General features: G+C 67.3%; 14 protein-coding genes and 1 tRNA gene. 8 read left to right on the top strand and 7 right to left on the bottom strand.

Annotated elements, in window-relative coordinates; translation table 11 throughout:
- Window positions 1–40 precede the first annotated feature (40 nt).
- The 4 genes from ASE10_RS15640 to ASE10_RS15625 all read left to right on the top strand — a co-directional run bounded on the left by ASE10_RS15640 (window position 41) and on the right by ASE10_RS15625 (window position 6,778).
- Window positions 41–790 carry a response regulator gene (locus tag ASE10_RS15640; RefSeq protein ID WP_055909863.1) on the top strand — a complete coding sequence of 250 codons (750 nt, stop codon included), beginning with the start codon at window positions 41–43 and terminating at the stop codon, window positions 788–790.
- The gene (locus ASE10_RS15635; protein WP_056305686.1) at window positions 787–2,619 is read left to right on the top strand and encodes an ATP-binding protein; all 1,833 of its coding nucleotides are present in this window, start codon (window positions 787–789) and stop codon (window positions 2,617–2,619) included. Before ASE10_RS15640 ends, ASE10_RS15635 begins: the two co-directional genes overlap by 4 nt.
- A 349-nt stretch (window positions 2,620–2,968) precedes the next feature.
- Window positions 2,969–3,919, top strand: coding sequence for a helix-turn-helix transcriptional regulator (locus tag ASE10_RS15630; RefSeq protein WP_056305684.1), 951 nt, complete (start codon window positions 2,969–2,971; stop codon window positions 3,917–3,919).
- Between the two features lie 69 nt (window positions 3,920–3,988).
- On the top strand, window positions 3,989–6,778 hold the full coding sequence (locus ASE10_RS15625) for a TonB-dependent receptor (RefSeq protein WP_056305681.1): 2,790 nt from the start codon (window positions 3,989–3,991) through the stop codon (window positions 6,776–6,778).
- 157 nt (window positions 6,779–6,935) lie between these two features.
- Here the strand turns inward: ASE10_RS15625 and purU are convergent, their stop codons facing one another.
- Complete coding sequence (purU, locus tag ASE10_RS15620) at window positions 6,936–7,796, bottom strand: formyltetrahydrofolate deformylase (protein ID WP_055909876.1); 861 nt, start codon at window positions 7,794–7,796, stop codon at window positions 6,936–6,938.
- A gap of 618 nt (window positions 7,797–8,414) precedes the next feature.
- Here purU and ASE10_RS20335 point away from each other — a divergent pair.
- Entirely contained in the window at window positions 8,415–8,801 is a 387-nt protein-coding gene (locus ASE10_RS20335) for a hypothetical protein (protein ID WP_056305679.1), read from the top strand.
- On the opposite strand, the gene ASE10_RS15610 is transcribed toward ASE10_RS20335, so the two are convergent.
- The 4 genes from ASE10_RS15610 to ASE10_RS15595 all read right to left on the bottom strand — a co-directional run bounded on the left by ASE10_RS15610 (window position 8,798) and on the right by ASE10_RS15595 (window position 13,270).
- The gene (locus ASE10_RS15610; RefSeq protein ID WP_056305677.1) at window positions 8,798–9,526 is read right to left on the bottom strand and encodes an FKBP-type peptidyl-prolyl cis-trans isomerase; all 729 of its coding nucleotides are present in this window, start codon (window positions 9,524–9,526) and stop codon (window positions 8,798–8,800) included. The genes ASE10_RS20335 and ASE10_RS15610 overlap by 4 nt on opposite strands.
- Before the next feature lie 55 nt (window positions 9,527–9,581).
- Window positions 9,582–11,237: a multicopper oxidase family protein gene (locus ASE10_RS15605; protein WP_056305674.1), complete on the bottom strand. Its 1,656-nt coding sequence runs from the start codon at window positions 11,235–11,237 to the stop codon at window positions 9,582–9,584.
- Window positions 11,238–11,347: 110 nt separating this feature from the next.
- Window positions 11,348–11,797, bottom strand: coding sequence for a DUF1801 domain-containing protein (locus ASE10_RS15600; protein WP_055909895.1), 450 nt, complete (start codon window positions 11,795–11,797; stop codon window positions 11,348–11,350).
- 642 nt (window positions 11,798–12,439) lie between these two features.
- Window positions 12,440–13,270: a hypothetical protein gene (locus ASE10_RS15595; protein ID WP_055909897.1), complete on the bottom strand. Its 831-nt coding sequence runs from the start codon at window positions 13,268–13,270 to the stop codon at window positions 12,440–12,442.
- A 267-nt stretch (window positions 13,271–13,537) separates the two neighbouring features.
- Between ASE10_RS15595 and ASE10_RS15590 the strand changes: the two genes are divergently transcribed.
- From ASE10_RS15590 to ASE10_RS15580, 3 genes are read left to right on the top strand one after another with little or no spacing between them, the layout of a single operon-like run.
- Window positions 13,538–14,347, top strand: coding sequence for an iron-containing redox enzyme family protein (locus tag ASE10_RS15590; RefSeq protein WP_162250479.1), 810 nt, complete (start codon window positions 13,538–13,540; stop codon window positions 14,345–14,347).
- Window positions 14,344–14,763, top strand: coding sequence for a VOC family protein (locus ASE10_RS15585; RefSeq protein WP_055909903.1), 420 nt, complete (start codon window positions 14,344–14,346; stop codon window positions 14,761–14,763). Before ASE10_RS15590 ends, ASE10_RS15585 begins: the two co-directional genes overlap by 4 nt.
- A 10-nt stretch (window positions 14,764–14,773) precedes the next feature.
- The gene (locus ASE10_RS15580; RefSeq protein ID WP_082559932.1) at window positions 14,774–16,168 is read left to right on the top strand and encodes an aspartate aminotransferase family protein; all 1,395 of its coding nucleotides are present in this window, start codon (window positions 14,774–14,776) and stop codon (window positions 16,166–16,168) included.
- Between the two features lie 66 nt (window positions 16,169–16,234).
- Here ASE10_RS15580 and ASE10_RS15575 read toward each other — a convergent pair.
- Both ASE10_RS15575 and rnd read right to left on the bottom strand, forming a co-directional pair.
- A tRNA-Ala gene (locus ASE10_RS15575) sits at window positions 16,235–16,310 on the bottom strand.
- 39 nt (window positions 16,311–16,349) lie between these two features.
- Window positions 16,350–17,435, bottom strand: a complete 1,086-nt coding sequence (gene rnd / locus ASE10_RS15570) for a ribonuclease D (RefSeq protein ID WP_055909905.1) — start codon at window positions 17,433–17,435, stop codon at window positions 16,350–16,352.
- Window positions 17,436–17,515 lie beyond the last annotated feature (80 nt).

Below are 17,515 nucleotides of genomic sequence, written 5' to 3'. Positions count from 1 at the left end.
GAGCATGGGCCGCCACCCGCCTTCGGCTAACCTGCGCCCCATGGGATCCGCCTACGCCATCGCTGCGCCCACCGTCCTGGTCGTCGACGACGACGACACCATCCGTTCCATGCTGGCGCGCTTCCTGGGCGACCACGGCATGCGCGTGCTCGAGGCCGGCGACGGCGTCGGCATGGCGCAGCGCATGGCCGCCGAGCCGGTCAGCGTGGTCTTGCTGGACGTGATGATGCCCGGCGACGACGGTTTCACCCTGTGCCGCAAACTGCGCAGCACCAGCCAGGTGCCGGTGATCCTGCTGACCGCGATGAACGGCGATACCGACCGCGTGGTCGGCCTGGAACTGGGCGCCGACGACTACATCGCCAAACCGTTCAACCCGCGCGAACTGCTGGCGCGTATCCGCGCCCTGTTGCGGCGCGCCGACGCCGACTGGCGCGGCACCGCGCGCGCGGGTTCCGAATACGCGTTCATGGGTTGGAAGCTCAACGCCCGCCATCGCAGCCTGGTGTCGCCGCAGGGCGCGCTGACGGATCTCACCAGCGGCGAGTTCGACCTGCTGCTGGCATTCCTGGAGCATCCGCAGCGCGTGCTCTCGCGCGATCAGCTGATCGACCTGGTCAAGGGCCGCGTGCTGACGCCGTTCGACCGCAGCATCGACGTCCAGGTCAGCCGCCTGCGGCGCAAGATCGAGGCCAGTCCGCAGCGCCCGAACCTGATCAAGACCGTGCGCAACGAGGGCTATATCTTCGCCGCCGACGTCAGCGTCGCCGGCGAGGCGCGCCCGCGATGAAGCCGCGCCTGTCGCTGGCGCGGATGCGCCTGGCGCCGCGGATCGCGATCGTGGTGCTGTCGACCATGGCGATGACGCTGCTGATCGATATCGCCATCGGTATGGCCCTGCGTTCGACCGGGCCGACCCTGGTCGACGAACAATCGCTGGTGCAGCAGGCCCTGGACGTGCGCAGCATGGTCGCCGGCCTACCGCGCGCGCGCCGCGCCGCCGTGGCCGAAGAGGCCACGCATGCGCGCAAGGTCGAGTTCGCCCTGCTGCCGCCCAGCGACGACCGCCACGGTCCGCCGCTGTCGGGCCTGATCGAAAGCATGCGCCGGCGCCTGGTCGAAAACCCCGACACCAGCGGCGGCGCCTATGCGGTATCGATGAACAACCTGCCCGACGAGCACGGCCGCGGCGTGCGCCAGGTGACCGTCGTGGTGCCGCGACTGGGCGCGGCGCGCGGCGAGATCCTGTCGGTCGCGGCGCGGCCGTTCGTCGGCGTGTCGTCGATCTCGGCGTTGCCCTTGGCCGACAGGTTCGCGCGCCTGGCGCCGGTGGCGGATCCGGAGAACGCCGGGACCTTTACGAACGATGCGGGCATGCCCGAGCCGCCGCCGGTCGCCCTGCCGCCGGGCCTGATCGCGGCGGCACCGCCGCCTGCGGGTGCGATCGCGGTGGCACCGGCCGGAGGTGCTGCGCCGAGCGCTTCCTGGGCCGCGCCGCCGCCCGAGGGCGCGCCGCAGATGATGCTGGTGCACGACGAGGCGGGGCTCCCGCCGATGCCCGACGTGGCGGTCCGTGCTCCATCCGAAGCGCGGACGGCGCTCTCGCCGCTGGGCCGGATCGGCATGATGCTGGGCTCGGGCGTCGGTCCGGCCTTCCTGGAAGGACTGCGCGCGGATGCGGCGCTGCCGCGCATGTCGGTCGCGATCGAGCTGCCCGACGGCGACTGGCTGCTGGCCAGTCCCGGGCGACCGAGTCCGCGCTGGCTGCAGCATCTGTTCAAGCTCAGCGGCATGGCCTTGCTGATCGTCGCGGTCGCCGGCCTGTCGGTGTGGACCGCGCGCAGCTTCCTGCAACCCTTGACCAAGCTGTCGCAGGCCGCCGAGCGCCTGGGCCGCGAGCGCGAGCCGACGCCGATCGAGGGCATGACCATCCCCGAATACGCCGCGATCGCGCACAAGTTCAACGAGATGCAGGTGCGGCTCAAGCGTTTCGTCGACGACCGTACCCAGCAGCTGGCCGCGATCTCGCACGACCTGCGCACGCCGCTCACGCGCATGCGCCTGTTCGCCGAGTACGTCGACGACGCCCATCGCGAACGCCTGCTGGGCGAGATCGCGCAGATGGAAACCATGATCTCCGGCTGCCTGGCCTTCGCCGGCGAGGACGCCAGCCTGGAGCCGCACCAGACCGTCGATCTGGCCTCGCTGCTGATCAGCCTCTGCGACGACGTCGCCGACGCTGGCGGCGACGCGCTCTACGATGGTCCCGATCACGCCTATCTGCCGTGCCAGCCGATCGCGATGCGGCGCGCCTTCGCCAACCTGATCGACAACGGCTGGCGTTACGGCGACCGCGTGCGGGTGTCGCTGCAGGAAACCGAATCGGCCTTGCGGGTGACCGTGACCGACGCCGGTCCCGGCATCGCGCCGGAGCAATACGAGCATGCGTTCGCGCCGTTCCGGCGCCTGGACGAAGCACGTGCCCGTCATGCCGGCGGTTCCGGCCTGGGCCTGTCGATCGCGCGCAGCGTGATCCGTGGCCACGGCGGCGACATCGCGCTCGCGCCAGGTGTGCAGGGCGGCTTGCAGGTGCGGGTCGAGTTGCCCAAACCGACCTGAACGCCGCACCGCGGCGGATCGCGCCGCGCATTGTGCCGATCCTGCCTGAGCTACGTTCGAGATGTTGCAGAAACGTGTGCGCATTCCATACGCAACATAAACGCAAACGCGACCGTTCGAATCAGTTCGAAGCGTGAGCGCGCGCGCATCGCAACACTCGACCGCGTCGCAAGACGACAGCAGGACGGTACGCGGGTGCAGGCGCAACGCCGCCGACGCGCACACGAACGACGGGCCGGATCGCCCTCCACTCCACCGCAGGCGACCGTCGCCCGCGCCGTCGGCGCGCGCGCCGCGATGGCTTGCGCCCGAAGCCGCGCCGACGCGGCCAGGACCGACAGGGGCAGCGATGATGCAAAGCGACTATCACCACTACGGCAGCCAGGAAGGTTGGGAAAGCGTCGAAAGCGGGCAGCTGATCGACAGCGACCACGCTCCTTCCAACGACGGCTTCCAGCTCTATCTGGTACGCGACTTCGGTAGCGTGCGTGTGTCCGGCAGTTCGCCGTCCTACTGGCTGCAGTTGCGCGGCCGCTCGCGGATCGAGAGCCGCGAAGGCCGCTTCGCGCTCAATCGCGACCAGTGGATCGCGTTCGACCGCGACAGCGCACCGCGCATCGACGCCGAACGCCGCGGACTGATGATCGGATTCAGCTGCAAGCCTGCGCTGATGCGCGAGATCGAGCGCCATGCCCGCATCGACCTGATGCCCGGCGACGGCCGCGTCGACGCCGCGCAACGGCGCGCACTGGTGCGGCTGTGGAGGGGCTGTGCGACCGCCGCCTCGGCCCGCGGTCTGCCCAATCAGCGCCTGGCCGCGTTCCGCATGCTGCTGGCCTACGTGCACGAAACCCAGCACGAACTCGACGAACTGCTGGAGCGTTGCCCCGGACGCCGGCGCGCGCGCCAGCGTCAGGTGCTAGGTCGCCTGCAGCGCGCCAAGCTCTATCTGCGCGGCAATGCCCACCGCGTGGTGCTGATGGACGAACTCGCCCAGCTCACCAGCTTCTCGACCTGGTGGATCTCCAAGACCTTCCACGCCGTCTACGGCATCACCGTGCAGGCTGCCTGCGTGAACCAGCGTGTGCAGCAGGCCTGCGAACTGCTGCGCGAAAGCCGCCTGTCGATCGGCGAGGTCAGCCACGCCTGCGGCTTCGATTCGCCGTGCAGCTTCGCCCGCACCTTCCGTGCGCGCATGGGTTGCACCGCCAGCGAGTACCGCGCGCTGCAAGCCAGCGGCCAGAAATCCGCAAGTCCCGCGCCCGGTTTGCGCACCCGGATGCGGCTCGCCGCGCCGTAGTTTGGCCTGCGTTTAACGCGTCGATAACAAGGCGCGGACGCTACCACCACTACGAGGGGACATCGCTAGATGAAGCAGTACTCCACCACCTCCGCAGGCCGCCGCGCGCGGTTGCCGCTGGAAATCGCCATCGCGCTCGCGATCGCCGCACCCGTCGCGCAGGCGCAGGACCAGCCCGCCGCCGACGCCAAGGCACCGACCGAGATCGACCGCATCCAGGTCACCGGTTCGCGCATCAAGCGCGCCGACATCGAGACATCGCAGCCGATCTTCACCCTGACCCGCGCCGAGATCGACAAGCAGGGCGTGACCTCGGTCGCCGACGTGCTGCAGCGCATCTCCACCAACGGCGCCGCGCTCAACACCACCTTCAACAACGGCGGCGACGGCTCGGCCGGCATCAGCCTGCGCAACCTCGGTAGCGGTCGCACCCTGGTCCTGGTCAACGGCCGTCGCTGGACCACTCAGCTCGACGGCACGGTCGACCTCAATACCATCCCGGCATCGATCATCGAGCGCGTGGAAGTGCTGAAGGACGGAGCCTCGACCATCTACGGCTCCGACGCCATCGCCGGCGTGGTCAACATCATCACCCGCCGCAATTTCGAAGGTGCCGAGGCCGGCGCCTACATCGGCCAGTTCGGGCAGGGCGACGGCATGCGCCAGGCCTACGACTTCAGCCTGGGCGTGAGCAACGACCGCTCCTCGCTGCTGATCGGCGCGTCCTACGTCAAGGAAGAGCAGGTGATGGCGGGCGACCGCGACATCTCCGCCGGCGGCCCGCCGTTCTTCGGCGGGCAGAGCAACACCGGCTTCCCGGGTTCGTTCGTCGATCCGCGCGACAACAAGCGCTACGTGCTCGGCAACAACAACAGCTTCGTTCCGTTCAGCTCCAATGTACACGGCTACAACACTGCGCCGGACAACTACCTGCTGACCCCGCAGGAGCGCAAGTCGCTGTTCGCGCAGGGCACCTTCGACATCACCGACAGCCTGACCTTCCGGGTCGAGACGCTGTACAACCAGCGCCTCTCCGAGCAGTTGCTCGCGGCCATGCCGGTCACCGGCCTGACCCTGAGCAAAGACAGCATCTACAACCCGACCAAAGGCACCGCGGGCGCGCGCGACCTGATCAGCGTCAGTCGCCGCTTCCAGGAATCCGGCGGCCGCTCATTCAACCAAGACGTCAAGAACTTCCATTTCTACGGCGGCCTGGAGGGCTATTTCAACTTCGGTGAGCGTACCTTCGACTGGGACGTAGGCTACCGCTACGACCGCAGCGACGAGAACACGATCACCTACGGCCTGTTCAACCTGGCCAACCTGCGCAACGCCTACGGCCCGTCCTTCGTCGACGGCGGCGGCGTGGCCCGTTGCGGCACGCCCACTGCGGTGGTCGCCGGCTGCGTCCCGATCAATCCGCTGGGCGGCCTGGGTTCGATCAGCAAGGAGGCGCTGGACTACGTCTCGTTCACCGCCCACGACTCGCGCAAGGTCGAATCCAAGAGCTATACCGCCAACATCAGCGGCGATCTGTTCGACCTGCCGGCCGGCCCGCTGGGTTTCGCCGCGGGCTATGAGCACCGCATCGAAAGCGGACAGTTCGACCCGGACGCGTTCATCGCCGCCGGCCTGAGCACCGGCAACGGCAGCAAGCCGACCGCGGGTAGCTATTCGCTCGACGATCTCTACGCCGAGTTCGCCGTGCCCGTGCTGGCCGACCTCCCATTCGCGAAGTTGCTGGATTTCTCCATCGCCACGCGCTACTCGGACTACAGCAACTTCGGCGACACGCTCAACAGCAAGTTCGGCTTCCGCTGGAAGCCGTTCGAAGACCTGCTGATCCGCGGCAACTGGTCGGAAGGCTTCCGCGCGCCCAGCATCACCAACCTCTATGGCGGCGACGCCGACACCTTCTCCAGCTACGCCGATCCGTGCTCCAGCCACTCGGGCAAGCGCAGCGACCCGACCGTCGCCGCGCGCTGCACCGCCGACGGCGTGCCCGCCGGCTACACCCAGTCCGGCAGCGGCTCGTCGCGGCAGACGGTGGAGGCGTTCACCAACAAGTCCAACCCGGACCTGCAGCCGGAAACCTCGGTCAGCAAGACCCTGGGCTTCGTCTACAGCCCGAGCTGGCTGCAGGGCTTCGACATCGCGGTCGACTGGTACCGGATCACCATCGAGAACGCGATCACCCGGCCGACCGCGCAGTTCGTGCTCGACAAGTGCTACTCCGGCACGGCCGGCGAGCGCGCCGTGTACTGCGCCTTGTTCAAGCGCGACAACGCCTACCCGGGCAACCCCGGCACCATCACCGACATGGATCTGCCGCTGCTGAACCTGGCCGAGTACGAGGTCGAAGGCTACGACGTCACCGTCAACTACCGCCTGCCGGAAACCGACTACGGCAAGTTCTCGATCACCTGGGACACCAGCTATACCGCCAACTGGGAAACCAAGACCACCAAGGACTCCAAGCCCGAGCAGCGCCAGGGCCTGTACCTGCCGCAGGACCCGTACTGGCGGATCAAGTCCAACCTGTATCTGGATTGGAGCAAGGGCGATTTCGGCGCGACCTGGGGCGTGCGTTACAAGTCCGGCATCGACGAGACCTGCCCGGCCTCGTTCAAGGCCTACTGCTCCAGCCCGGACACGCTCGAAAACCACCTGGGCGCGGTCACGTACCACGACATCCAGTTCCGCTACAACACACCGTGGAACGCGACCGTCTCGATCGGCGCCAACAACGTGTTCGAGAAGGAGCCGCCGCTGGCCCTGACCGCGCCGTACAACCAGTTCGACCAGCAGTACGACGTGCCCGGGCGTTTCTACTATCTGCAGTACCGTCAGCGTTTCTGAGTCGCGCGGGCCTGGCCTGCCGTCGCCGCCGCGGCCGTTCCGGTCGCGGCGGATCGACAAGACCCCGGTACCGACGGTGCCGGGGTTTTTCCGTCAGCGCCTGCCGCTCACCGGTGCCGCAACCGCGAAGAATCGAGCGGCCGCGACCGCCGCGTCGTCAGAGCGCGAACACCACCGTCTTGTCGCCGTTGAGCAGGATGCGGTCGTCCAGGCAGTAGCGCAGCGCCTGGGCGAGCACGCGCCGCTCGACGTCGCGGCCGATGCGGATCAGGTCGGCCGGGGTGTGATGGTGGCTGACCCGTTGCGTGTCCTGTTCGATGATCGGCCCTTCATCCAAATGCTCGGTGACGAAGTGCGCGGTGGCGCCGATCAGCTTCACGCCGCGCGCGTGCGCCTGATGGTACGGACGCGCACCCTTGAAGCCGGGCAGGAAGGAATGGTGGATGTTGATGCAGCGCCCGGCCAGCTTGGCCACCAGCGCGGGCGACAGCACCTGCATGTAGCGCGCCAGCACCACCAGCTCGGTGCCTGTGCTTTCGATCAACGACCATAGTGCAGCTTCTTGCTGCGCTTTGTCGTCCCGCACGACCGGCAGGTAGTGGAACGGCAAGCCGTCCAGATCGAGGTGGCGGTAAGTCTCGCGCGGATGGTTGGCGACCACGGCGGCGATGTCCATCGGCAGCTCGCCGATGCGCCAGCGATACAGCAGGTCGCTCAGGCAATGGTCGAAGCGCGATACCAACAGCATCACCCGGCGCCGCTCGGCCAGGTCCCGCAGCTTCCAGTCCATGCCGAAATGGTCGGCGACCATGCCCAGGTCCTGCTGCAGGCGGCCGTCGTCGATCGCGCGGCTGTGGTCGAACACCGTGCGCATGAAGAAGCGGCCGGTCTCCGGGTCGCCGAACTGCTGCGACTCGATGATGTTGGCGCCATGCATGAACAGACGGCCGGAGATCGCGCTGACGATGCCGATGCGATCCGGGCAGGACAGGGTGAGGACGTATCGGCTCGCGCTCATCGCAGGGTCCGTGGCGGCGCGGCCGCCGGTGTGGGGTAGCGGGCTGGCCTGCGATCTCGATCCGTTTGACATCGAAGACCAGGGTGGCGTTCGGCTCGATCTGGCGCGGCACGCCGAGTTCGCCGTAACCTTACGCGGCGGGGGTCCTGCACCGGTACTTGCTGCCGGTGGTCATCCGCATCATGCCCTCGTGCAGCCCGGGCATCACCTGGTTGAGCGGAAATTCGGACGGAAGGTCGAAGCTGCCTGGCGTTGGACATAAGGCTGCGTTCCAGCGGGCTGCGCACCAGCGCTGTGCGGCGGCCGGAGCAAAAACTTCACTTGGCCCATGCCTCTAGCCCTTCGAGAAAGGACTCCAGCTCCTCGCCCTATGTTCGTCCGATGCGGGCGAAATACAGGCTGATGTCCGGCGCTTCGCGCACTGCGCAGTCGTAGGTGCGCTGGATCGGGAGAGTCTCCAACCCGAAGGGTAGATCCGTGCCATCGAATCCAAGTGAAACTTGCAGGCGCCGTTTGGCCTGGAAACTTCCCATACGCGGATAGGTTGCCGTCATCGCCGGACAATTCATCGACGATACGCCAATGACGCCTTTCCAAGTGGCTGCGAAGATCGTGTAGATGCGCTTGGCTCATGATTTATCGCCGCACAATTCCAGAATCAAGCTGCGCCGCGATAGCGGCATCGGCTGGAATGAACTGTCAGGCGACCAGCCCTCTGCGTTCAAGTATTCCACGCAGATGCTCAGCTTGTTCATGGTCGATGCCGGATATGCGTACGACGAAGTCATGGAACCATGGATTCGAGTGCGAAGCATCGAAATCGAACTCGATGTTGAGATCCTTCCCAAAACATGTCCCTGCCAGCTGCGCGATATCATCGCCGGCATCATCGAAGTTCCCTTTTCCGTAGAAGTCTTCGAGCAACCGAACGGGGATTCTCAGCTCCCGGGTGGCTTCCTTGTCTCGCATGATCATGCAGCGCCTGGTGTTTTGCTTCCCGGCTAGCCGGCGATCTCGAGCAGTTCGACATCGAAGACTAGGGTCGCGTTCGGCTCGATCTGGCCCGGTACGCCGTGCTCGCCATAACCTTGCGCGGCCGGGATCCAGAATCGGTACTTGCTGCCGGTGGGCATCAGCATCATGCCTTCGCGCAGGCCGGGCATGACCTGGTTGAGCGGAAATTCGGACGGATGGTCGATCGCATAGGTGTTCTCGAACTCCTTGCCGTCGAGCGCCGCGCCGACGTAGTTGACCCGCACCGTGGCGTCGGCCGCCGGCTTGGCGCCGCGGGCATCGCGGACCACCTGGTACTGCAGGCCCGATGCGGTCGTGACGATGCCTTGCTTGGCGCCGTTCCCGGCCAGGAAGTCGCGGCCGCGTTCCAGGTTCTTCTTGGCCAGTGCTGACTGCTCGGCCTTGCGCTTGTCCTGCAGCTGGCGCACGAAGTCCTTGCGGATCTGCTCGACCTGGCTTTCGTCCAGCAACGGCTTCTTGCCAGCGTGCGCGGCGCGCAGGGCGGCCACGACGGTGTCGATGTCGACTTCGTCGCGGACCGGCGCGACCTGCTTGGCCAGATCCAGGCCGACCATGTAGCTGGTTCTGGCGCGGGCGTCGTCCAGACGTACGGGCGCCGCGTCGCTGGAGGCGGCTTCGTTCCCGCTCTTGGGCTGGCATGCGACCAAGGCCACCGGCAGCAGGACGATCAGGCAGGCGTGTGCGACACGGTTCATGGATTCGTTCTCTTCTGAGTGAAAGTTGCCACGGGCAGGCGACGCAGCGCCGAGCTCAATCGTCGACGGCGAATGTGACCATCATGCCCATGTCCTCGTGCTCCAGATTGTGGCAATGGAGCATGTAGCGCTGGATGCCGGAGTAGGGCTGGGCGAAATCGATCGCGATGCGGACGATCTCGCCCGGCCACACCACGACGGTGTCGCTCAGGCCCAGATCCTGCGGTCCCAGGCCCTGGCTGGTGACCTTGCGGCTGCGCACGTCGGGCGGGCTGATGCTGCGCGAGACCACGCGGAACTGGAAACCGTGCACGTGGATGGGGTGCGGCATGCTGGTCATGTTGTTGCGGATTTCCCAGACCTCGCGGCTGCCGCGCTTGACGGTGAACACCGGATCGTGGCCGACCTGATGGTAGTTCCAGTCGTTGATGAACCAGGTGCCCTGGTCGTCCATGCGCAGGCGGATCGGCCGCACCGGCCAGCCGTTGGTGTCGGGTGGTGGCGGCAATGCGCTCAGCATTGCCGGCACCCTGATGGGCGCTGGCTTGGCCTGGCGTCGTTGCGTATCGCTGCAGGCGGCGACGCAGAACTGCATCAGGTCCAGCGCATTGCCCATCGGCGCCGCGCCCGGATGCTCGCCCATCGGATCGGGCGCGAACGCACCGGACTCGTCCTCGTTCTCCATCGCGACGTATTCCAGGCTGCGCAGCAGCACGCGGGCGCCGGCGGGCAAGGCGCCGAAATCGACCAGCACGTCGATGCGCTGCGCGGGCGCGAGGAACACATCGTCCAGCGTCCAGGCCTGCGCCAGCAATCCGCCGTCGGTGCCGATGAGTTGGAACGGCAGCGTCCGGCCTTCGTGCTCGAACGCGATCCGCAGCATGCGCGCGTTGGCCGCATTGACCATGCGCAGGCGGTACAGCGCCGGCAGCACTTCCAGGAAGGGTTCGGGCGTCCAGTTCACCAAGACGCGGTTGCCGATCCAGTCGTCCGCGCCCTGGCGATAGACGATGCCGTTGTCGGCGTCGACCTGCTTGTCGGCGATGAACAGTGGCAGGTCGCGTTCGCCCCAGCGCAGGCCCAGGCGTTCGCCGAGCGCGCGATCTTCCTGGTCCTCGATCCGCAGCAGGCCCGCCAGCCCGCGCTGCAACTGCTGGCCGGTGCGTTCGTGCGGATGCGCGTGATACCAGTACAGCCCGGCACGGTTGTCGATCCTGAACCGGTAGCGCGCCCGGCCGCCGGCAGCGACCGGATGCAGGCCGCTGCCGTCGTTGGCCTCGTCCACGCTCAGGCCGTGCCAGTGAATAGTCGTGTCTTCCTGCAGGGCGTTGTCGAGCGAGACTTCGACCGTGTCGCCCTTGGCCGCGCGGAGCAGCGGATTGGCGATGGCATGGCCGTCGGCGCTGCCGGCGTAGTGCCAGACCAGGGTCGGCTTGCCGCCGAAGATCGGGAAAGCTGCGGCGCGTGCGCTCAGCGCCAACGGCGCCGACAGCGCGACTTCGGCGAACAGGCCGTCGCGGCCCGGCAGGCGCAGCGGCGCCTGGAACGGCCGCGCGTTCGGCAGCCCGGGACCCGCATGCGAGTCCGGCGTCGCCGGCGCGGCGGCGTGATCGTGCGCGCGCTTGCGCCTGAGCAACCAGGGCGCGGCGGCCGCCAGCGAGGCTGCGGCGGCGAGTCCGACGAACAGGCGGCGACGCGTCGTGTCAGTCATTCAGGCTCTCTCTCGCGCGCGTCCTGCACGTGGACCAGGCCGCATCGGTCGGTCGGCGCGGGCGCCGACACGCCCGCGCTATCGCTTCGCTTCGCGGGCTTGGCCATGCCTCAGCCCAGCGCCTTCTTGACCAGCGCGCGGACCTTCTTTTCCTCGGCGGCGTCCAGCGACTGCAGCGCGAACGCGGTCGGCCACATCGCGCCGTCGTCCAGCTGGGCCACGTCGTTGAAACCGAAGGTCGCGTAGCGGCTGTTGAACTTGGACGCGGCCTGGAAGAAGCACAGGATCTTGCCGTCGTCGTTGGCGTAGGCGGGCATGCCGTACCAGGTCTTGGGGACCAGCGCGGGTGCGACCTCGGTGACGATCGCATGCAGCTTCTTGGCCAGCGCGCGGTCCGCCGGCGGCATCTCGGCGATCTTGGCGATCAGGTCCTTTTCGCTCTCGGCCCGATTGGCCTGGGCCTTGAGCTCTTTCGCGCGCTCTTTCATCGCGGCGCGTTCTTCGGCCGAGAAAGCCTTGGATGCGGTCTGGCTTGCGGCAGCTTTCTTCTTCGCGGTCATGGGAATCTCCTTGTGCGATCGATGGCCGGAGGGGCAGGTCGCGTCGCCGGGCGGTGCCGGATCGGGCCGAGGCAGGGTAGCGGCGCAGGGGCGGCGAGGCCAGCGCCGCCCGCTGGCGAGACATCGAAAGCGAATGCTTCAGCACACTTCGTCGATGCGGACGTGATTGCCGGCGGGATCGCGGAACGCGCAGTCGCGCCGTAAGGCTGCACCGTCGGCTCATGGACGACCTCGGCTCCGCTGGCCTGCAGGCGATCGAAAATCGCGTCCAGGTCCGGAGAAGCCTCATGAAACTGCGGTTGTTGGAGTGCAGCGAGGGCCGGCGGGTGAGTGAGGCAGCGAAATGCGCACACAATATGTGACTGCTCTGAAGAGGCTTTGTGCTCAATGAGATTCCACAGGCCATTCATATACATGTGGGACGTGACAGCGAAACGAGCAGCCATGCCTTGGCCGACGCGCCGGGCACTGATGAATACGGCGCCTCCTGCAATAGGGTAATCAGCCGCTGGGTCGGTCTTGAAGGCCCTCATTCGTCGGCTCAGGAACAGCCTTGCTTGCGCCAGCGTCGTGAACGCCACGGCCAAGGCCATCGCACACTGCAGGGAGTCGCGCCGGGTGCCGCGGCAAGGCCGGCTGAACTCAGGTCCCGCCGTAGCCCGGCGCCGGCGGGCGTTCGTTTCCGCGGCCGTGGCCGGTCGCGCGCCATTGCCGCAGCGCCGTGCGCAGCGGCAGCCACAGGCGGCGGTAGAACCACGAGACCACGCGTCGTGACGGCGGCACGCGCCGCGCCAGGCCTTCCTCGATGGTGTACACGCACGGCGGGCAGATGCCGCACGGCCGCCCGCGCAGGGGCGTGTGGCAGAACCATGTCAGCTCCATCAGCTCGCCCCAGCCCGCGGCGTTCGCCGCGCGGTCGATGCCGACCTTGTCGATATGGAACAACGGAAAGCTGAAGGAACCGAACAAAGTGTGTTCCGCCGACCCCGTGTGGGCGCGATCCACGCGCATGCTGCGATAGCCGGCCGGGTGCGCGAACTCCTGCGCGTATCCACGCAGCAACGCCTGCACCTTGTCGTCCACGTGCACGCACAGCTCCAGATCGGGCAGGGCCTGCTGCCGGCAGAACGCGGGCAACCATGCGTACTGGCTGCCGATGTAGCTGCGACGGCGGATCTCGCGCAATGCGGCGGCGATATCGGGATCGACCGGAATCCCCTCCACCGCGAATCGGCGCAGCGGTTGCAGCAAGGCGCGAGTGTGCGGATGCGATTCGCGCAGGGCGGCGGTGATGCGTTCCACCGTCTGGATTTCGCGCTGCGTCGAGGCGCGCGTGGGGTCTTCCAGGTAATACGGCACCACCTCGACGCGATGCTGCAGCAATAACTGCAGCAGCCGGAATGTCGAGTCCCAGCCGCCGGTCCACAACAGGTTGACGGGCGAAGGCGTGAGTATGTCGTGCGCAGAGGTCATCGTGGGTCGCGTGCTCGCACGATAGCGGTGCAGTAGCGAGGCTCGCACGTCACGTGTAACGAAAGATGAACCGCAATTGTGGTTCGTGGATCGGATGTACGTGCGATATGAAGCATTTGTTGTAAAGCGTGCGCAGGATGTAGGAATTTCGCTTACATCGCGTTAAATCGCGACGTGCGTGTCAAAGCGACGTGAACCTGGCCATCGTTTCCGACGGGTATGCTCGGTCGCGACTCAGCGTCTATCCATTCACGCCGGATCGCGGCGATGCTGCGACCGCCTCAACGGGCAGGGTGCATGTCATTGGAGAATAGCTTCCATACGCGCGCGGTTCCCTCGTTTCCGAGCATCGCGATGCATGCGGGTACATGGGGCCGGGAGACTTTCTGGGCCTTCGCCGATCGGGCCAAGCAAGCGACCGAAGCATTGGCCGAGCAGAAGATGAGAGCGCTCACCCACCTGCCGGTCGACGCCCTGCGGCGGTTCTGCACGCAGTACCGCTTTTTCACCATCGACTACATCAGCGATCTTGCACTGCTGCTGGCCAAACTGCCGTTCGGCGGGCTGCGCAGCTTGCTCAGCCAGATCCTGTCGGAGGAACTGGGCGAGGGCGACGCCGCCCGTGCGCATCCTGAAATTTACGACCGTTTCCTGGCCAGCATCGGCGTGCCGCGCGAGCAGGTCGACACCGGCCTGCCGGCGAACCGCGCGATCCTCGGCGGCCTCACCGACGAGTTGCGCAAGCGCGGCCCTGCCTTCGGCGTGGGACTGCGCGGCATGGGCGGCGAGTGCCTGTGCCAGACCTACCTTTCGGTGATGTTCGAACACCTGCGCCTGCATCCGTACATGCGCGAGAACGCCGATCGCATCGACTGGGAGTTCTGGACCATCCACACCGGCGAGGAAGACATCGTCCATGGCGAGCTCACGCGTGCGGCGATCGATGCCTACATTCGCGAAGACTCCTCGGTATTGCCCGAGCTGGCGCAAGGCTACGAACGCAGCATCACTGCCTGGAACCAGTTCTGGGAGAACATCTTCGACGCGTGCGTGCCGCAGCGGAGGGTGGCTTCATGAGCGCGATCACGCAGTTCCATCTTGCCTTCCCGGTGCGGGATCTGGACGAAGCGCGGCATTTCTATGGCGAGCTGATCGGCTGCCCGCAAGGGCGCAGCGATGTGTCGTACCAGGACTTCGATTTCTTCGGCCATCACCTGGTGGCGCATATCGCGCCGGACGGGAAGCCGCTGCAGGTCGGGCGCTTCGACGGCGAGGCGGTGCCGATTCCGCACTTCGGCATGAACCTGGATCGTCGGGCATGGGAGACACTGGCCCGCCGCCTCACCGATGCCGGCATCGAGTTCGAGGAAGAACCGCACCTGCGCCTGAAAGGAAAGCCAGGCCAGCACGTGACGATGTTCTTCTTCGATCCATCGGGCAACGCGCTGGAATTCAAGTCCTTCGACGACCCCGAGCAGACCTTCATCCCGTAAAGGACGCCCCATGCGCGAGGCAAGCGTGCACGACGCCGGCGCGACCAGCGCACAGCATCAGGAAGCGCCGTCGTCTTCATCGGCCATGCGCGACGACCGCGCGCACGTGCTGCATTCGTGGTCGGCCGCGGGCGCGAACGATCCGGTCGTCGTGACGGGCGCGTCCGGCGCGCACTTCCAGGACGAGAGCGGCTGCCGTTATCTGGATTTTTCCAGCCAGCTGGTCAACGTCAACGTGGGGCATCAGCATCCCCGGCTGATCGCCGCCATCCAGGCGCAGGCCGCGACGCTGTGCACCATCGCGCCCTACCACGCGAATGCGGCGACCAGCGAAGCGGCTCGATTGATCGCGGAAGTCGCACCTGGCGATCTCAACCGCGTGTTCTTCACCAACGGCGGCGCCGAAGCGGTGGAGAACGCGATCCGCATGGCGCGCCTGCATACCGGGCGGCACAAGGTGCTCACCGCCTACCGCAGCTATCACGGCGCCACCTCCGGGGCGATCGCCGCCAGCGGCGACCCGCGCCGCTGGCCGTCCGAGCCTGGCGCGCCGGGCATCGTGCGTTTCTGGGGCCCGTACGCATACCGCTCGGCCTTCCATTCGGCCGACGAGGCCGAGGAATGCGAGCGCGCACTCAAGCACCTGGCCGACACGATCGCCCTGGAAGGCCCGCGCGGCATCGCCGCGATCCTGCTGGAAAGCGTGGTTGGCGGAAACGGAGTGCTGGTGCCGCCCGACGGCTACCTGCTCGGCGTGCGCGAGCTGTGCGATGCGCACGGCATCGTGATGATCGCCGACGAGGTGATGGTCGGCTTCGGCCGTTGCGGCGAGTGGTTCGCGATCGATCGCTGGAACGTCGCGCCCGACCTGATCACCTTCGCCAAGGGCGTCAATTCCGGCTACGTACCGCTGGGCGGCGTGATCATGAGCGAGGCGATCGCCGGGAGTTTCACCCAGCGCCCGTATGCCGGCGGCCTGACCTACTCCGGCCATCCGCTCGCCTGCGCAGCGGCGGTGGCGTGCATCGGCATCTACCGCGACGAAGGCTTGATCGAACGTTCCCGCATGCTCGGCGAAACCGTGCTGGGCCCGGCATTGCGAGCGATGCGGCAAGGGCATCCGTGCGTGGGCGATGTGCGCGGGCTGGGCATGCTCTGGGCGCTGGAACTGGTGCGCGATCGCGGCACGCGCGAACCCCTGGTCCCGTTCAATGCCAGCGGTAAGGCGAACGCTCCGATGGCCGCGCTGGCGAAGGAATGCAAACGCCTCGGCCTGTGGCCCCTGCCGATGGGCAACCGCCTGCACGTCGCGCCACCGCTGAACATCGCCGAGGACGAACTGCGCGAGGGGCTGTCGATCATCGACGAAGCGCTGCACGTCGCGGACCGGTATTGCGCCGGATAAGCCGATCCCAGCGGATCGCAGAAACGCGAAAGCCCCGGCGAGCCGGGGCTTTGCGTCTGGAACGAATGGTGGAGCGGAAGGGGATCGAACCCTCGACCTTCGCATTGCGAACGCGACGCTCTCCCAGCTGAGCTACCGCCCCACGTAAGGTTAAAAGTGTAGCGGCCCGGGCGCGGGTGCGCTAGTCCTGGGCCGCCAGCAGCGGGGTCAGGCCGGGCTCCAGCGCGGTGCGGCGCCAGCCGGACAGGGCGTCGGGCCAGTCGCCGTGGTCGAGCAGGGCTTCCAGCCAGCGGCGCGAAGCAAGCACGCCGTCGGGCAGGCCGAGTTCGGCGCTGCGCGCGGCGACCGCGTCCTGCAGTTTGCGCAGGCGCTGCTTGTCGCGGTTCTCGCCGACCGATGCGTCGGGTGCCTGGTCCTCGTCGGCCAGTGCGGTGCTCAGCGCGGTCCAGACCGCATCGCCGAGCTTGCGCGGCGCTTTCGGGTGGGCGTCGAGCTGCGCTTGCAGCAGGTCGCGGTCGGCGGGATTGGAGCGGGCGATCGCGACCGCGAGTTCGTTGTCCAGGATCCAGCTGCGCGGGCGGTCGTGGTCGCGCGCGTAGGCGTCGCGCCAGCGCAGCAGGCGCAGCAGGCGGCGCTGGGCGTTGCGGTCGAGGAACTGGGCGCTGCGCATGCCCAGGTGCGGCCAGGGCTCCAGGCCTTCGTGTTCGGCGTTGTGGATGGTGCGCTGGGCGTCTTCGACCAGCCATTCGCGGCGGCCGAGCAGGCCGAGCTGGCCGTCGAGCGCATCATGCATCGCGAACAGGTGGCGGACGTCGTCGGCGGCGTATTCCAGCTGAGCCGGCGACAGCGGGCGGCGCAGCCAGTCCGAGCGGGTCTCGCCCTTGGCCAGGGTCACCCCGGTGAGCTGTTCGACCAGTTTCTGGTAGCCCAGTCCGCCGCCGATGCCGGCCAGCGCGGCGGCCAGCTGGGTGTCGAACAGGGGCTTGGGCACGACCTGGCAGGCGTGCTTGAACGCGACCAGGTCTTCGCTGGCGCTGTGCATGATCTTGAGGATCGCGGTGTCGGCCAGGATCGGCGCCAGCGCCTGGGTCATGCCCGGTTTGAGCGGATCGACCAGCAGGATCTCGTCGCCGACTGCGATCTGCACCAGCGCCAGCTGCGGCCAGTAGGTGCGCTCGCGGATGAATTCGGTGTCCAGGCCGATGCGGGCCGGCCGGGTGGCGAAATGTTCCTGCAGGGCGGCAGGCTGTGAGATCCAAATGGGCATGGTGATCTGAACGTGTGCGGGACGGTGCGGCGGCGCCGGCGCGACGAAGTTGCCGCGGCGGGCGACAATAGCCTACTTTC

The organism is Lysobacter sp. Root76, from assembly GCF_001428685.1.
In the GTDB taxonomy this organism is placed as follows: Bacteria; Pseudomonadota; Gammaproteobacteria; order Xanthomonadales; family Xanthomonadaceae; genus Lysobacter.
The sequence above is the reverse complement of the archived record's forward strand: the minus strand, read 5'-3'. Positions and strand labels throughout refer to the sequence as shown.

Coding starts and splice junctions, on each gene's coding strand:
- ASE10_RS15640 (WP_055909863.1), top strand. CDS start 41: ATGGGATCCGCCTACGCCATCGCTGCGCCCACCGTCCTGGTCGTCGAC.
- ASE10_RS15635 (WP_056305686.1), top strand. CDS start 787: ATGAAGCCGCGCCTGTCGCTGGCGCGGATGCGCCTGGCGCCGCGGATC.
- ASE10_RS15630 (WP_056305684.1), top strand. CDS start 2,969: ATGATGCAAAGCGACTATCACCACTACGGCAGCCAGGAAGGTTGGGAA.
- ASE10_RS15625 (WP_056305681.1), top strand. CDS start 3,989: ATGAAGCAGTACTCCACCACCTCCGCAGGCCGCCGCGCGCGGTTGCCG.
- purU (WP_055909876.1), bottom strand. CDS start 7,796: ATGAGCGCGAGCCGATACGTCCTCACCCTGTCCTGCCCGGATCGCATC.
- ASE10_RS20335 (WP_056305679.1), top strand. CDS start 8,415: ATGCGCTTGGCTCATGATTTATCGCCGCACAATTCCAGAATCAAGCTG.
- ASE10_RS15610 (WP_056305677.1), bottom strand. CDS start 9,526: ATGAACCGTGTCGCACACGCCTGCCTGATCGTCCTGCTGCCGGTGGCC.
- ASE10_RS15605 (WP_056305674.1), bottom strand. CDS start 11,237: ATGACTGACACGACGCGTCGCCGCCTGTTCGTCGGACTCGCCGCCGCA.
- ASE10_RS15600 (WP_055909895.1), bottom strand. CDS start 11,797: ATGACCGCGAAGAAGAAAGCTGCCGCAAGCCAGACCGCATCCAAGGCT.
- ASE10_RS15595 (WP_055909897.1), bottom strand. CDS start 13,270: ATGACCTCTGCGCACGACATACTCACGCCTTCGCCCGTCAACCTGTTG.
- ASE10_RS15590 (WP_162250479.1), top strand. CDS start 13,538: ATGCTGCGACCGCCTCAACGGGCAGGGTGCATGTCATTGGAGAATAGC.
- ASE10_RS15585 (WP_055909903.1), top strand. CDS start 14,344: ATGAGCGCGATCACGCAGTTCCATCTTGCCTTCCCGGTGCGGGATCTG.
- ASE10_RS15580 (WP_082559932.1), top strand. CDS start 14,774: ATGCGCGAGGCAAGCGTGCACGACGCCGGCGCGACCAGCGCACAGCAT.
- rnd (WP_055909905.1), bottom strand. CDS start 17,435: ATGCCCATTTGGATCTCACAGCCTGCCGCCCTGCAGGAACATTTCGCC.